The sequence below is a fragment of the Pseudomonas sp. AB39(2026) genome, from assembly GCF_059831485.1.
The window spans coordinates 1,268,251-1,282,522 of the sequence record NZ_CP195212.1 but is presented as its reverse complement, the minus strand read 5'-3'; the positions used below and the strand labels follow the sequence as shown (position 1 = coordinate 1,282,522).

Here is a 14,272-nt window from a genome sequence, read left to right as displayed (position 1 = left end):
AGCCCTAGAGCACATCAGCCTGTCTAAAGCTTGCTTTTACCTCGCCGATAAGTTGCTGAACGCTTTACCTCACTCTTATCCAGCGTGGAGCACCGCTATGCCTCCGTATGCCCGACGGCTCACAACACGTACAACCACTGGCGCACGGGTATCGCTGGAAATTGTCATGTGTGTGGCGATAGTCAGTGGTTATGCCCACCTAGCCCGGGCCGCTGATGTAGTGGATTTCTCCGCCTCAACCGGTTCTGATTTCATACCGGCTTATCTTAGCGCAGACGGTGCCACCGCTGCAGGCAGCCGGGTTGACGAGCAGGGGGTTGCTCACGTCGCCACATGGCGGGCCGGTACCTTCGATACGCTAACAGATGTCGCTACAGCCCAGGCCCATGGCCTGAGTGACGACGGCAAGGTGGTGGTGGGTAGTTATCAGCAGAGCGTGGGTGGTGCAACCCGCGCCTTCCGTTGGGAGCACGGCGCTATCGAGGACTTGGGTACCCTGGGCGGTACCACCTCTTATGCGCAAGGGGTCAGTGCCGATGGTACGGTGGTGGTGGGCTATTCCACTGTCGCCACGGATAGCCAAACCCTTGCGTTCCGATGGCAGAACGGTTACCTGCAAGCACTCGGTACGCTGGGTGGCCAGAATGCCTATGCGCGGGCAGTGAGTGCCGACGGCCAGGCCGTAGCAGGGGATTCCACTATCGCCTCAGGCAATCAGCACGCCTTCCTCTGGAAGAATAATACCTTGCTGGACTTAGGTACGTTGGGCGGCGATTACTCACAAAGCGTGGGCGTGAACGCTGACGGCACGGTGGTAGTGGGCACCTCATTGCTGGCCGATAACGGCTTTGGGCACGCCTTCCGCTGGTCCGGCGGAACAATGGCCGACCTTGGCACCCTGGGAGGACATTACTCGGTGGCGCAGTTCGTCAGCGCTGACGGCCGCGTGGTAGTGGGCCGTTCCATATTGGCCGATAACCTCAATACCCGTGCATTTCGTTGGGAGGATGGAACGCTTACTGACTTGGGCACCTTGGGCGGCACGGCCGTGTATGCCCGTGATATGAGCCCCAGCGGAGCGATCGTGGTAGGCGATGGCTTGAATGCGGCCAACGAACACCAAGCGTTTTATTGGAACACGGCTAAAGGGATGCGCACGTTGGAGGCTTGGCTCAGTGACAATGGCTTTGCGGTGAACATGGATAATGCCAGGGCCGTGAAGGCTACTGCGGTCAGTGACGACGGCAATGTTGTGATTGGGCAGCTCAGTAACGGGCATAATTATCTGGCCCGTGTGGTTACTCCGGCTGCCACTGATCCGGTAACCAGTACACCGGTTACACCTCTCCCTACTACACCTACACCCATTACCACGGTACCGACCACCCCAACGCCAACCCCAGCGCCAACCCCAACCCCGATAACGCCATCACCTGTACCAATAGCCACAACGCCTACCACTCCCGCTGTTACAACGCCCGTATCAGAGCCGGTAAGCGTGCCCCAGCCTGCCCTGGAACCTGCGCCTGTGTCGACGCCTGTGCCCAGTGTACAAACGCCTGAACTCGCCCCGTCTGCAGGTGGGGTGAAGAGCCCTGTCGACCCGTTGCCAACCACTGCTCCCGCCACCGGCGGTGGGCTGATTGATATGAGCGACTTCATGGCGGGTATTGCACAGGTGCGCGTGCAGGCTTCGACCATGGCCGCAAAAGATGCCGACCTGACACTCAACGGCCTGCACGGAGACCCCATGCGGCACCGCCTGGAAGCTGGGAAGCAGCGTGCTTGGGTGTCAGGGGATATAGGCCGTCATTCGCATAATGCCTACGAGGGTGACGCGGGAGTCGGCGAAATTGGATATGGCGTGGGTGTCACCGATGGCCTTCAATTCAATATGGCCTTTGGCTTGACCGGGAGCCAGCAGAAAGGCAGCAATGGCAGCGACGTTAAGGTCCGTGGGGTGTATGCACTGCCAGAGATGATTGCGCGCCTGCCGGACACTTCTCTGTACTTGACGTTAAGCGGTTTGTATAACCACGGTACCAGCGACATTGACCGCGGCTACCGTAATGCCGGTGTTCAAAACACTTCGTCTGGTGATGCTAACACCACAAGCTGGGGCAGCCGGGTTCGTATGGACTGGCTTGACGCCTTCGAGGTGGGTGCTACGCGTTTCACGCCTTACGTAAGCCATACGTATTTGCATACGGCGCTCGATCACTACACTGAGTCAGGTGGAGGGTTTCCTGTAGCTTGGGAAGGCAATAACAGCCGTACCAACACCTCCCGCGCAGGGCTGGACGCTGTACATTCGGTTAACCCAAGGCTCACGTTGCTGGGCAGAGTAGAGACGGCCAAGCGTTACGAGTCCCGTGGCCCCGCTGTGAAAGGTAGGCTGCTGGGTGCCGGAGGGAGGGCGTTTGACCTCCCAGGCACGGATTACGCTGCACACTGGCTGCGTGCAGGGACTGGCGCCGAGGTGAAACTGGGTGCAGGTGTCGCAAGCCTCATGTTGAACGCCACCACCGGAGGCGAGGCCCCGACCTATTGGGGAACCGTCGGCTACGAGCTAACGTTCTGAGTACGCCCTGCTGCTCCCAAGCCTGTTTTAACGACCGAAACTGTGCAAACAGCTTCTCACTCAGAGTAATTGCTGGGCTGGTAGCGGCCCATACAAGCGGTAGGCCTGAATCAGGCTATCAAACAGCGCAATGTCTGAACGGCTCCTGGCGATGAGCTGAGCACCGGCCACTGCAGAAAAGATGGCGCGGGCGCGTTCGTCGCTATCCGCTGCGTCGCAGCAGTGTGCGGCTACAAGAAGTTGGCTGAGCCAGGCGATATTGACCTGGGCGAAAGTTTGAATCTCCTCAACCATCGCCGGGGGGAGGTTATCGGTTTCAGCACCTACGAAACTGCCGAGGCAAAGCCGGTTATCCGCTTCAAGCGAACGCCGGAAGATTTCGGGGAAGCGGTGCAGGGCTTCGAGGGGGCCTGGCGTTTGCTCAGAGAGCGCCTGCAGGGCTGCAGCACCGTCCTGCCAATAGCGCTTTGCAACAGCGGTGCCCAAATCAGCCTTGCTAGGGAAATGGTAGTAGATGCTGGCAGCCTTGATGCCAACTGCCTGCGCCAGGTCGCGGAAATTCAAGCCATTGTAACCCTGTGACTGGGCGATGTTTCGGGCAGCCAGGAGTATGGCCTCGCGGGCGTTGGTGCTCATTGTCATGCCTTTGATGCGTCAGACGCGGTTTTGGAAAATCAGGGCTATCTTAAAGCAGAAGACGCCAGTACCGCCTATTTCAGTTGAAGGCGCAGCCGGTAACTGCTACCCACTTACTTGACCAACACGCCTCAAACACACCCTGCTTCGCTTGATTTGCCCTCCCGCCAAACATGGGCAAAGGCCGCCTACCGATGGCAGCCTTGATGTTGATACCGGTTTGGAGAAATCAGGCCGCTGGCTCATCCAGTTCTGGCAGGCCGCTGCTACGGTCCGCATACGCTGCCTGGAAGCTTGGGCGCTTCTTCCAGCGCTGCCAGTAGGCATCCAAATGCTCGAAACGCTCGTCCAGTGGCGTGGCATTGACTGGGAACTTGGAAAAGGCAATCGCGGTGGCCAGCGTGATATCTGCAAACGTGGGCTCAGCCCCACCCAGCAGCCATTCACGGCCGTCTGCCAGATGACGGTTGACCAAGGCTGCATGCATCAAGGCCTCCTTGCGGCAATGCTCACCCCAAGCCTCGTTCTTCGTCAGCTCCAGCTTAAAGCCAAGCCCCGTATGCAGCACATGAAACGCCGTGACGATCCGATAGAGGATATGCACCCAAATGCGGTTATCCCACATGGTGTCCAGGCCCTGCTCCAGAGCACTTTCTCCCATGATCTTGCGGCCTGGGTAGGACTGGTCGAGAAAACGAGCAATAGCCGGCGTTTCAGAAATGAAGCTGCCGTCCGCCAACTGCAGGGTAGGGGTTTCACCCCATGGGTTCATGTTCAAGTGACGCCAGCCGCGCTGCTCGCCACCAGGCGTCATGTCATAGACCGTTTCATCAAACTGATCGGCAATACCTTTTTCATGCATGAACAGGCGGAGCCGCTGAGGGTTGGGAAAAGCAGAAGGCGAGGTAAACAGCTGTAAGTTGGAGGTCATGGGGGCTGTCCTGGAGAAAGGAAAAAATCCTGCCTAACAACCGTTAGGTAGATAAACCATAGGTGCTGATCGGCGTGCAGTCAAGTGTCTACCTAACATTTGTTAGGCGGCCGCTTGTCATTTTGCCGGCAGGGCGCATTTCAGGAGGGGCTTACCGTACACAGCGTGTTGTGTACGGCTTGATGAGGACTGGTCGAAGCCGAAGGGGGAGGCCGGGAACCTGCTGTAAGTCAGGCGCCCGGCCAGGTCCCTTTGCCTATGCCATGGGCCTAGTTCGTTTCAAAGGCTAGCCCGCCGCCCCATGGTGTAAGGTGTCGGCCGCAACACCCACCAGCGTCACCTCACTGTCGCTTGCCGCAAACACGATGTTGCTGTTGTCCAGCTTGTCCGACCAGTTACCGTTGAGTGCAATTTCGAAGCGGTGGCCTTGGGCGTCGGCGTCTACGTCCTTGAGGTAGGTCCGGTCCAGCGCCTGGTTGTACACCACCTTGAGGGTGGTGCCTGTGCCATTGCCCAGGCCGGTATAGCCCAGCGCCGCCACATCGATCAGGTCCCGCTCAGCCGAGAAGTCGGTGATCAGGTCGCTGGCGCCATGCACGCTGTCAGTGCTGCTGCCAAAGTAGAACGTGTCTGCGCCTGATCCGCCACTGAGCCTGTCTGCCCCCGCGCCGCCCACAAGCCTGTCATCGCCGGAGCCGCCATTGAGCCGGTCGTTGCCGTTGCCGCCCAGCAGCGTGTCGTTGCCGCTGCCGCCATTCAGGGTGTCAGCACCAGCACCCCCAATCAGGTAGTCGTTGCCGCTGCCGCCATTGAGGGTATCGGCGCCAGCCAGGCCAGCCAGTGTTTCGCTGGCATCGGTGCCAACCAGGGTGTCACTGCCACGGGTGCCTTGCACAAAGGTTTCAAAGTCACTGGCCTGTAGGCGGTTCAGGTAATTCCCCGCCAGGGCCAGTTGGAAGTACTGCCCATCGCTGTCGGCATCGAGGCTTTGCAGGTAGGTACGGTCCAGGCTGGCGTTGTAGATAGCGCGCAAGGTGCCGTCATGGCCATCGCCCAGGCCGGAAAGGCCTAGGCTGGTCATGTCGAGCCGGTCCTCGCCGGGCATGAAGTCCGTGATCAGGTCGCTGGCGCCGCGCACGCTATCGCCGGTATGAACGAACCGAAAGGTGTCGGCCCCGGCACCACCGGTCAGGCGGTCAATGCCTGCACCGCCATCAAGAAGGTCAGCACCGGCGCCGCCGACCAGGCGGTCGGTGCCCGCATTGCCATAGAGCAGGGTGTCTGCCCCATCCGTTGCGGTGAGCCTGTCATTGCCGGCCGTGCCTGTGGCCACCAAGCTGTAATGGTTATTGAAGGCGCTGCTGTCAGAGGCATAAAACAACGTGGCGGGGTCGTTGAGGCCGCGGAAATCGTTGTCGGACACAGTGGTGTAGCCCAACTCGGATTCGTTGCTCTCGGCCACGGCGTAGCTGGCGTTGCCACCCGTGATGGTGTTGTTGTGCACCTTGTTGCCGTAGGTGGAGTCTGTAGCGGTAACGTCCGTGTCTTCGGAGGCTTGTATGGTCACCTCCGCGTTGCCGTGGGTTACGGCATCATTGTAGAGGGTATTGTTGGCAACATTGGTACCTGAACTACTAATCAGGCCTATGCCAGCGCCGCCGTTATCATGCACGGTAACGTTGTTTACGCTGCTGGACTCGAGCAGTTTGAGCGCCACGCCTTCGTTTGCGTTGCCATACACCTCGCCACCGGTGATCTGCACCTCGTCATCGGTTTCTTCGCCCTCTGCGCCTTGGACGAGAATACCGCGGTCACCATTGTTCACGGCGTCGTTATCGGCCAGGTTTGTCTGGTAGTTGTCCAACACCACGGTAAAACCGTTGCGGCCGTTGTTCTCGCTGAGGTTGTCATGGAAGCCGCCAGCGTCTACGTACGGGTTGAACACGCCCACCAAGTTAGCATGGAACCCATCCAGGCCGTTTCCTCTGGCCACACAATCGGTCACGTTCAGGCCATACGTATTCTCTTGTACGTTGAGCCCGTTCCCGCTGCAATTAGCCAGGGTTACGCCGCTAAGGGTAATGTTTGTGTCCGGGTTGTCCCGGTAGGTTTCGCCGCCCGTGGTAAAGCCATCCACACGGCCGCTAGTGTGTGCGCTGTTGCCGTCAATGGTGAGGTCCTGCAAACCGGCACGCAGTGTTTCACCACCGGTTTGCACGATACCCGAAATGGCCCGTTCCGAGCCGTCAGCCAGCTTGAGGCTGGTCGCGCCGGCCCCATCACCCTTAAGGATGATATCGCTCCCAAGCCACACGCAGACATTTCGGGCCGGCTGGGGGCTGACGATGTAGGTTCCTTCAGGCAGGTAAACCTGGGCATTGATGAGTTCGTCAGCCGATCCAATAGCGGTGCCGGCGGCATTGATGGCGGCCTGAATGGCGGCGGTATCGTCGGTGACGCCATCACCGACGGCGCCATAATCACGAACATTGAAGTAGACAGTGGTCATAGAAACTCCTGTAGATGCGAGCTGATCCCAGGGTGCATGTGCCCCCGCCCAACCGCGCATCCTGGCTTTTGTATGGGGGCGGATACAACAGTAGTTCAAGTTGGCCCGGTTGGATCACGATTTGAGAAAACCGGTAGCCGTCTGTCTTTGAACGGCACTAAGAGAAGGGGGGTAACGTGTGGGAAGGGGGGCAGCGTTGCGCTACCCCCCAGGTTTTAAACGGCCTAGCCAACGGTTCCGTCGTGGGAAGTGTCGGCAGCCACGCCCACCAGTTTCACCTCTTCATGAGCGGGGGCGAACACCATGTTGCTGTTGTCCAGTTCCTGCGACCAGTCACCGGTCATGGCGATTTCGAACCGATGGCCTTGGGCGTCGGCGTCCATGTCCTTAAGGTAGGTACGGTCCAGGGCCTGGTTGTACACCACCTTGAGTGTGTGATCGGTGCCATCGCCAAAGCCGGTGTAGCCCAAGGCGGACACGTTGATCTTGTCGCTGTAGTCGGCGAAGTCGATGATCAGGTCCACCATGCTCTTGGTGTCGGTCCGGTAGCTGTCGCTCGCTGCGGTGTAGAGGAAGGTGTCATCGTTTTCGTGCTTGCCGTTGAACAGCTGTACAGACAAGTCGTCACCGCCATTCAGCCGGTCTGCACCCGCGCCACCGATGATCACATCGGAGCCCAATCCGCCGTTGATGGTGTCATTGCCGCCCAGGCCACGGATGACCTCCGAGAAAGCGCTGCCCGTGATCACGTCACCCTTGTCGGTGCCGTACACGGTAGGGGTGCTGAACACCAACTGGGTGCTGGTCAAGCGGGCCGCCAGGTCACCGTCAAGCGCCAGTTCGAAGCGCTGCCCGTCGCCGTTGGCGTCGTAGCTTTTGAGGTAGGTACGGGTGCCTTCGGCGTTTTCCACCACCGCCAGGGTGCCGTTGTGGCCATCGCCAATGCCAGTGAAGCCTAGCTTGGTCAGGTCGATGCGGTCCTGGGAGGGGTCAAAGTCCACAATACGGTCGCTGCTGTTTTGGGTTGCAGTGCGAAAGCTGTCGCTGACTTGGGCATAGCGGAAGATGTCCGCGCCAGCCCCGCCAGCCAGCACATCGCGGCCACCATTGCCTTGAAGGAGGTCATCGCCGGCCAGGCCGTGGATGACTTCAGCGGTGTTCAGGCCCAGCAGCGTATTTTGCCCATTTGAACCGTCCAGGTGGGCAGTGCCGTCCTGGCTGCCAAAGGTAGTGTCCAGTGAGCCGTCGGCGTTCAGGCGAACGGCGCTGAAGGCTCCGTTCACGTTCAAGGAACTGGTGCCGGTGACTACGATTTTGCCATCAGGCTGCACGCTAACGGCGCTGGCACCGTTCGAATGTGCGTAACCCGTCGCCTCGGGGATCGGGGCGAACGTGGTGATGCCGTTGTTCCCGAAGGTGGTATCGAACGAGCCATCGGTATTGAGCCGCAGAATGGTCCCTGCATGATTGGTGCCTTCACCTACCACAATGATCTTGCCATCGGCCTGAACGGCAACGTCCGAGTAGTAATTCAGGCCCAGGGCGGGGTTGAACTGCAGCGTACCGTTGTCTGCGAAGCGAGTGTCCACCGTACCATCTGGTTTGAGGCGCTGGAGGCTGTACACAGGGTCGCCAGGTACAGAAATAGTGCTGCCTGGCACGTCATAGCCGCCTACATACAGCCAGCTGCCGATCACCACACTGCCATCGGCTTGCACAGCCGTGGTGATGTTGCCGTTTTCATAGTCCCCGGTAGGGGACAACGCCTGGCGGCCGTGGTCACCAAAACTGTCTACGAGTTGGCCGTCTTCACTGCTTTTGTACAGCTCCGTCTCGTGTTCACCTCGCGTGCTGATATAGAAAGTGCCGTCCGGGTTGACGTCCAGGGCCGTGCCCTCTGGGTAGTAATCCAGCTTTAACACCAAGGCGCCGTTGGTGCCGAAGCTGCTGTCCAGGCTGCCGTCCAGGTTGAAACGCTGCACCGTGTAGCCTGCGGCGGTGTGGTCGGCAAATAGCACCTTGCCATCGGCCTGCGCAGCCATGATGAAGGTGGCGTCTTCGCGGTCCAGGTTGGCGGGTAGTACTGCAATGCCACTGTTGCCGAAGGTGGTGTCCAGGCTGCCATCGGCATTCAGGCGCACTACGGTACGGTCCGAGCGAGTGCCATAGGACTCATCCCCAGGGGCGCCCGAATAACCCACATAATTATGCTGGCTAAAGCCGGCCAGCAGCATTTTGCCATCCGGCAGCAGCGTCATGCTCCGGGCGGTATCCGTGAGCGCATTCACGTCGACCACGACACTGCCCGGGCTGGAGCGGACGGTATGGGTGTCGGTCGTGGTGTTGTAAGTCGAGGCCATTGTGTATCCCTTAGGCGTAGGTTGAAAACGTGGAGCGTGGCGCGCTACAGACGCGCGTGCACCTTTATAGGGCCCGGAATTGGCTGTGAAGTTGCCTTAAGGCCGTGTCAGCGTTTTCAAACCGTCTATCTGCATAGGATCCATACCCCCTCATCTTTTTTCCCGCCAGGCCGTTAACGTGGCTGCCCACTGCGCACACGATGGCTGAAGTGGTGCCTTATGCGGGGCGACTCTTTCCGGTTCAGGGATAAAAATAATGAATGCGATACAGGGCATGTTTGCCAACCTGTCTGTCAGTAGGAAACTGGCAGTGGGGTTTGGGATTGTTTTGGTGCTGACAGTGATCACGACCGCCATTGGGCTCAAGAGTACCGACCGGATGATCGCCAGTGCCGACGACCTTCAGAGCGTGAGCCAGATCGAGCGCTCCTTGCTTGAAGCTGGAATGGTCCGCGAGCGTTTCATTGCCCAAGGCGAGAAAGCCGATGCGCAATGGCTTGAACATTACATTGTGGAGCTGAACGGGAAGATCGCCGATGCACTTGGCGCCTTGCCCGAGCGCCAGCGCCCCGAGTTGACGCAGATGCAGGCCGCCACCCAGCGCTACGAAAAAGCCCTCAACCAACTGGTCGCAGCCCAGGCCAGCCGGGACAGTGCTCGCGCCACCTTGGTCACCAACGGCAATAATGCGTTCAAGGCGTTCGATACCCTTCAAGAAGCGCTGTTCAAGGTGGCCTTAGGCACGCCTGGCACCCAGCAGGTTGAACAGGTACAGCGGTTAAGCAAAACCTATCAGCAACTGCTTCATATCCGGTACCTGGTGCGCGGCTATATTTTCGAGCAAAGCGACAAGTCGCTTGCCGCCGCGAATGAAGCCCTGAACAAGGTGGGCACTGACCTCAAACAGCTGATCGCTGATACGCCCGTGGACCAACGCGACGCGCTGATCGCGGCCGACAACTTCCTAGGGCAATACCGCGCCGCCTTTACAGCCTTTACTCAAGGCATTGTCGCTAGCCAAACCGCTGCCCGTGACATGTCCCAACAGGGCGCTGCCATGCGCGAGGCCAGCCATCGCATTCAGGAAAGCCAGAAGGCCATCCGTGATCAGGACGAAGGCAGCGCCAAGGCGCAGCTGTTTATCGGCCTGGGCGTCGCGCTGGTGATTGCGGTGCTAGCGGCGTGGTTGATCACCCGGCAGATCGTCTCGCCGCTTAACGCCGTGGTGAGGGCGGCCAATCGAATCGCCAAAGGCGACCTCAGTGAAGACGTGGCCACCGACCGCGCCGATGAGCTCGGCCAGCTGCAACGCAGCACCCAGGCCATGGTGAAGAGCCTGCGCGGCCTGATCGGCCACATCGGTGCAGGTGCGGAGCAGATCAATGATGTGTCTCGGCAGCTGTTGCAGATCACCGACGTAGGCAAGGCGGGTATCTCCCAGCAACGTACTGAAACCGACCAGGTGGCCACGGCCATGAATCAGATGGCTGCCACCGTACAGGAAGTCGCCGCCAATGCGGCCCAGGCCTCCTCAGCGGCAGAAGCTGCTGATAGGGAAGCTCAGGAAGGCGACCGCAAGGTTAACCAGGCTGTGAGCGAAATGGACCGGCTGGTGGGGCAAATGGCCTTGGCCTCTGAAGCGGTACAGCAACTGCAGCAGGAAAGTGATCACATTGGCAGCGTACTGGACGTGATCAAGGCCGTGGCCGAGCAGACCAACCTGCTGGCCCTCAATGCCGCCATTGAAGCCGCCCGTGCCGGTGAGGCGGGGCGGGGCTTTGCCGTAGTGGCCGACGAAGTGCGCGGCCTGGCCAAGCGGACCCAGCAGTCCACCACCGAAATTGAAACCCTGATCAAAAAATTGAAAGGAGGCGTGGACAATGTCACCACCTTGACCAGCAGCAGCCGGGACTTGACCGCGAACACATTGGCCTTAGGTAATGACGCCGGCGCCGCCTTGAAGCGCATTACCTCAGCAGTCTCCAGCATTCAGCAAATGAACCTGCAAATCGCAACGGCTGCTGAGGAACAGACCTCAGTTGCCGAAGAGATCAACCGCAGCATTTTGAGCGTGCGTGACATCGCGGAGCAAACGTCCCGAGCCAGTGATGATACGGCGCATTCCAGTGCCGGAATGGCAGCGCTGAGCGGGCAACTGCAGCAGCAGATTGCTCAATTTCGGTTGAGCTGAACGGCAAGGATTCAGGGCAGAGGTTGCTGAACACCATAGGCACTGGCGGTGTCGATAGAGGGTGCGTCTGCCCAAACGGGTCGGCCGTACCCGACAGGGCGCGCACCCGTTATCAGCCATCAGAGCGCATTCACCATGACCGCAGCCCCGCTTGCTGTTTCGCCGCTACCCTTCGACCCTGCGTTCGAGCAGGTACCTGACGATGAAGCCCAAACCAGCGAAGCCCTGGTCGCCACCATGCATAGCATTCTGGCAACCACCGCTGCCGATTACGGGCAGGCGGTGCGCAGTGTGCATGCCAAGGCCCACGGCTTGCTCACAGGCACCCTGACCGTGGCCGAAGGCCTGCCCGCTGCGCTGGCACAGGGCATGTTTGCTACGCCTGGCACCTACCCTGCGGTGCTGCGCATCTCCACCAACCCAGGCGATATCCTTGACGACAAGGTCTCTACCCCACGGGGCATGGCACTGAAGGTCATTGGGGTGCACGGCGAACGTTTGCCGGGCAGCGAAGGTGATACCACACAAGACTTTGTGATGCAGAACGCCAAGGCGTTTACGGCAGCCACGCCCAAGGCATTCCTGAAAACCCTCAAGTTACTGGCCAAGACCACTGATAAAGCTGCCGCCCTCAAGAGGGCGCTATCGGCTGCCCTGCGTGGAATAGAGACCACGCTGGAAGCCATGGGCGGGGAGAGTGGTACGCTCAAAAGCCTGGGTGGCCATCCTCTCACGCACCCTTTAGGTGAAACCTTTTATACGGTGGTGCCGTTTCTGTATGGCGCTTACTACGCCAAACTTAGCGTAGCGCCGGTGTCGCCCAGCCTTACCGCACTGACTGATCAGCCTGTCGACCTAGACGGCAAGCCAGATGGCCTGCGTGAAGCAGTAGGCACGTTTTTCGCAGCCCATGAAGGCATATGGGAGGTACGCGTGCAGCTGGCAACGTCTATTGACAGGATGCCCATCGAGGACGCTTCGGTGGAATGGCCCGAGGACGAAAGCCCTTACATTACAGTCGCCACCGTACGGGTGCCGCAACAGCCCTCCTGGACACCTGAGCGGGTAAAACAACTAGATGAGGGCTTGTCTTTCAGCCCATGGCACGGCTTGGCGGCACACCGCCCACTGGGTGGTGTCATGCGGGTTCGCAAGCCTGCCTATGAACATTCAGCAGGTTTCAGAGGGCAGCACCGAGGGTGCCCTATTCATGAGCCTAAATCGGCGGTGTCGGTGTCGTCAGAGGGGGATAACGCGAGTTAGCGAGGGTGAAACGGATTCGCCCACTGCGTAGGCTCCTACATGTATTGTGCCGACGACACGCGTGTAGAAGCCTACGCAGTGGGCGAATCGTTATGTGATAAACCGATTACTTACCCAGCTGGCGCTCTACTTCAGCATTCTTGCGCTCCAACGTTTCAGCGTCCTGTTCCATGCGCTTGATGGAGGTGGGCGTGATCACTTTGTCCACATCATCGGTATCCGTGTTTTCAGGTTGCGTGATATCACGCTTTACCACATCGACCGGCTTGCCTTGGGTATCGGTTACCAGGGCCTCGGGGTGATCTTGGGTCTCTTGGTTGTTCATCAACGTCTCCAGGCTTGGCAAAAAAACACGCCCTAGCGCAACGCAGGGCAGGCAAGGGTTCGAGTGCACGGCCCTTGCTTGGTTCGACCCAAAATGCCTGAGTGCCACTCATCCGCCATTGCTTTCGATTTATGAACCATTGCCCTGGCGCCTCGCTCAGCATTAGGAACCACTCTGAGGTCATTATCATGCGTGCACTTACCTATCACGGCGCCCACAGCGTAAAAGTCGATACTGTTCCAGATCCGGTGATTCAGGACCCTGAAGACATTATTCTGCAGGTTACGGCCACTGCCATTTGCGGCTCAGACCTTCACTTGTACCGGGGCAAGATTCCGAAAACCGAGCACGGTGACATCTTCGGCCATGAATTCATGGGCATTGTGGTAGAAGCCGGCTCAGCGGTGACCTCTGTGCAGAAGGGTGACCGGGTCGTAGTGCCATTCGTAATTGCCTGCGGTACCTGCTTCTTCTGCAACCATGACCTGTTCGCTGCCTGTGAAACCACTAACACGGGCCGCGGCGCGATTGTGAACAAGAAGATTGTTCCCCCAGGCGCTGCTTTGTTCGGTTTCAGCCACCTCTATGGCGGCATTCCTGGCGGCCAGGCCGAGTACGTGCGGGTGCCCAAGGCCAATACCGGGCCGTTCAAGGTACCCAGCACCTTGGCCGATGAGAAAGTACTGTTCCTTAGTGACATTCTCCCTACGGCCTGGCAGGCGGTCACCAATGCAGGCATTGGCCAAGGCTCGAGCGTGGCAATCTACGGTGCTGGGCCAGTAGGCCTGTTGGCGGCTGCTTGCGCAAAAATGCTAGGCGCGGAAAAGATCTTTATGGTCGACCACCATGCCTACCGTCTGGCCTATGCCCAACAGACCTACGGCGTAATTCCCATCAACTTTGATGAAAATGATGACCCTGCCGAGACCATTCTGGAACAGACCCCGGGGAACCGTGGCGTCGATGGTGTCATTGACGCAGTAGGCTTTGAGGCCAAAGGCAGCACCACTGAAACCATCCTGACCAACCTCAAGTTGGAAGGCAGCAGCGGCAAGGCCTTGCGCCAGTGCATCGCGGCCGTTCGCCGTGGGGGTGTTGTCAGCGTGCCGGGCGTGTACGCCGGGCCTATCCACGGCTTCCTGTTTGGCGACGCCTTCGACAAAGGCCTCACCTTCCGCATGGGCCAGACCCATGTGCAGAAATACTTGCCCGAGCTGCTGGGCTATATTGAGCAAGGAAAACTGGCCCCAGAGGCCATTGTTACCCACCGGTTGTCCTTGGAGCAGGCTGCCGAGGGGTACAAGATTTTCGACAAGAAGGAAGAAGATTGCCGCAAGGTGATCCTTACCCCCGGTACGCCAGACGTCGTGATCCCTGAGCCTGTTACAGGCAGTGGTGTGCTCGCATAAGCTAACAGTGGTCTAACCCCCGCGTATCGCCCCGGCCTGGAAGTGAACAACCCAAGCGCCGGGGTTT

General features: G+C 59.2%; 9 protein-coding genes and 1 pseudogene. 5 read left to right on the top strand and 5 right to left on the bottom strand.

The features are described 5' to 3' along the window. Positions 1-97 precede the first annotated feature (97 nt). Complete coding sequence (locus tag ACSAMW_RS05585; protein WP_500593054.1) at positions 98-2,581, top strand: autotransporter domain-containing protein; 2,484 nt, start codon at positions 98-100, stop codon at positions 2,579-2,581. A 60-nt stretch (positions 2,582-2,641) separates the two neighbouring features. Here ACSAMW_RS05585 and ACSAMW_RS05580 read toward each other — a convergent pair whose 3' ends face one another. From ACSAMW_RS05580 to ACSAMW_RS05565, 4 genes are all read right to left on the bottom strand, one after another. Beyond that, positions 2,642-3,217, bottom strand: a complete 576-nt coding sequence (locus tag ACSAMW_RS05580; RefSeq protein ID WP_500593053.1) for a TetR/AcrR family transcriptional regulator — start codon at positions 3,215-3,217, stop codon at positions 2,642-2,644. A gap of 229 nt (positions 3,218-3,446) precedes the next feature. Next, positions 3,447-4,148: a glutathione S-transferase family protein gene (locus ACSAMW_RS05575; RefSeq protein WP_500593052.1), complete on the bottom strand. Its 702-nt coding sequence runs from the start codon at positions 4,146-4,148 to the stop codon at positions 3,447-3,449. Between the two features lie 286 nt (positions 4,149-4,434). Continuing rightward, complete coding sequence (locus tag ACSAMW_RS05570) at positions 4,435-6,657, bottom strand: glycosyl hydrolase family 28-related protein (protein WP_500593051.1); 2,223 nt, start codon at positions 6,655-6,657, stop codon at positions 4,435-4,437. A gap of 224 nt (positions 6,658-6,881) precedes the next feature. Further along, positions 6,882-9,017 carry a M10 family metallopeptidase C-terminal domain-containing protein gene (locus ACSAMW_RS05565; protein ID WP_500593050.1) on the bottom strand — a complete coding sequence of 712 codons (2,136 nt, stop codon included), beginning with the start codon at positions 9,015-9,017 and terminating at the stop codon, positions 6,882-6,884. 256 nt (positions 9,018-9,273) lie between these two features. Between ACSAMW_RS05565 and ACSAMW_RS05560 the strand changes: the two are divergent. The 3 genes and pseudogenes from ACSAMW_RS05560 to ACSAMW_RS05550 all read left to right on the top strand — a co-directional run. Then, positions 9,274-10,347 (top strand): annotated as a pseudogene (locus tag ACSAMW_RS05560) (methyl-accepting chemotaxis protein); the annotation flags it as partial. Further along, the gene (locus ACSAMW_RS05555) at positions 10,342-11,208 is read left to right on the top strand and encodes a methyl-accepting chemotaxis protein (RefSeq protein ID WP_500593982.1); all 867 of its coding nucleotides are present in this window, start codon (positions 10,342-10,344) and stop codon (positions 11,206-11,208) included. The pseudogene ACSAMW_RS05560 and the gene ACSAMW_RS05555, both read left to right, overlap by 6 nt. 135 nt (positions 11,209-11,343) lie before the next feature. Next, positions 11,344-12,471 (top strand): catalase family protein, encoded by a 1,128-nt coding sequence (locus tag ACSAMW_RS05550; RefSeq protein WP_500593049.1) that lies wholly within the window; start codon positions 11,344-11,346, stop codon positions 12,469-12,471. Positions 12,472-12,577: 106 nt separating this feature from the next. On the opposite strand, the gene ACSAMW_RS05545 is transcribed toward ACSAMW_RS05550, so the two are convergent. After that, positions 12,578-12,796, bottom strand: a complete 219-nt coding sequence (locus ACSAMW_RS05545) for a hypothetical protein (RefSeq protein WP_500593048.1) — start codon at positions 12,794-12,796, stop codon at positions 12,578-12,580. A 188-nt stretch (positions 12,797-12,984) separates the two neighbouring features. On the opposite strand from ACSAMW_RS05545, the gene ACSAMW_RS05540 reads away from it, so the two are divergent. Next, entirely contained in the window at positions 12,985-14,205 is a 1,221-nt protein-coding gene (locus tag ACSAMW_RS05540; protein ID WP_500593047.1) for a zinc-dependent alcohol dehydrogenase, read from the top strand. Positions 14,206-14,272: the final 67 nt, after the last annotated feature.

Coding starts and splice junctions, on each gene's coding strand:
- ACSAMW_RS05585 (WP_500593054.1), top strand. CDS start 98: ATGCCTCCGTATGCCCGACGGCTCACAACACGTACAACCACTGGCGCA.
- ACSAMW_RS05580 (WP_500593053.1), bottom strand. CDS start 3,217: ATGAGCACCAACGCCCGCGAGGCCATACTCCTGGCTGCCCGAAACATC.
- ACSAMW_RS05575 (WP_500593052.1), bottom strand. CDS start 4,148: ATGACCTCCAACTTACAGCTGTTTACCTCGCCTTCTGCTTTTCCCAAC.
- ACSAMW_RS05570 (WP_500593051.1), bottom strand. CDS start 6,657: ATGACCACTGTCTACTTCAATGTTCGTGATTATGGCGCCGTCGGTGAT.
- ACSAMW_RS05565 (WP_500593050.1), bottom strand. CDS start 9,017: ATGGCCTCGACTTACAACACCACGACCGACACCCATACCGTCCGCTCC.
- ACSAMW_RS05555 (WP_500593982.1), top strand. CDS start 10,342: ATGGTGAAGAGCCTGCGCGGCCTGATCGGCCACATCGGTGCAGGTGCG.
- ACSAMW_RS05550 (WP_500593049.1), top strand. CDS start 11,344: ATGACCGCAGCCCCGCTTGCTGTTTCGCCGCTACCCTTCGACCCTGCG.
- ACSAMW_RS05545 (WP_500593048.1), bottom strand. CDS start 12,796: ATGAACAACCAAGAGACCCAAGATCACCCCGAGGCCCTGGTAACCGAT.
- ACSAMW_RS05540 (WP_500593047.1), top strand. CDS start 12,985: ATGCGTGCACTTACCTATCACGGCGCCCACAGCGTAAAAGTCGATACT.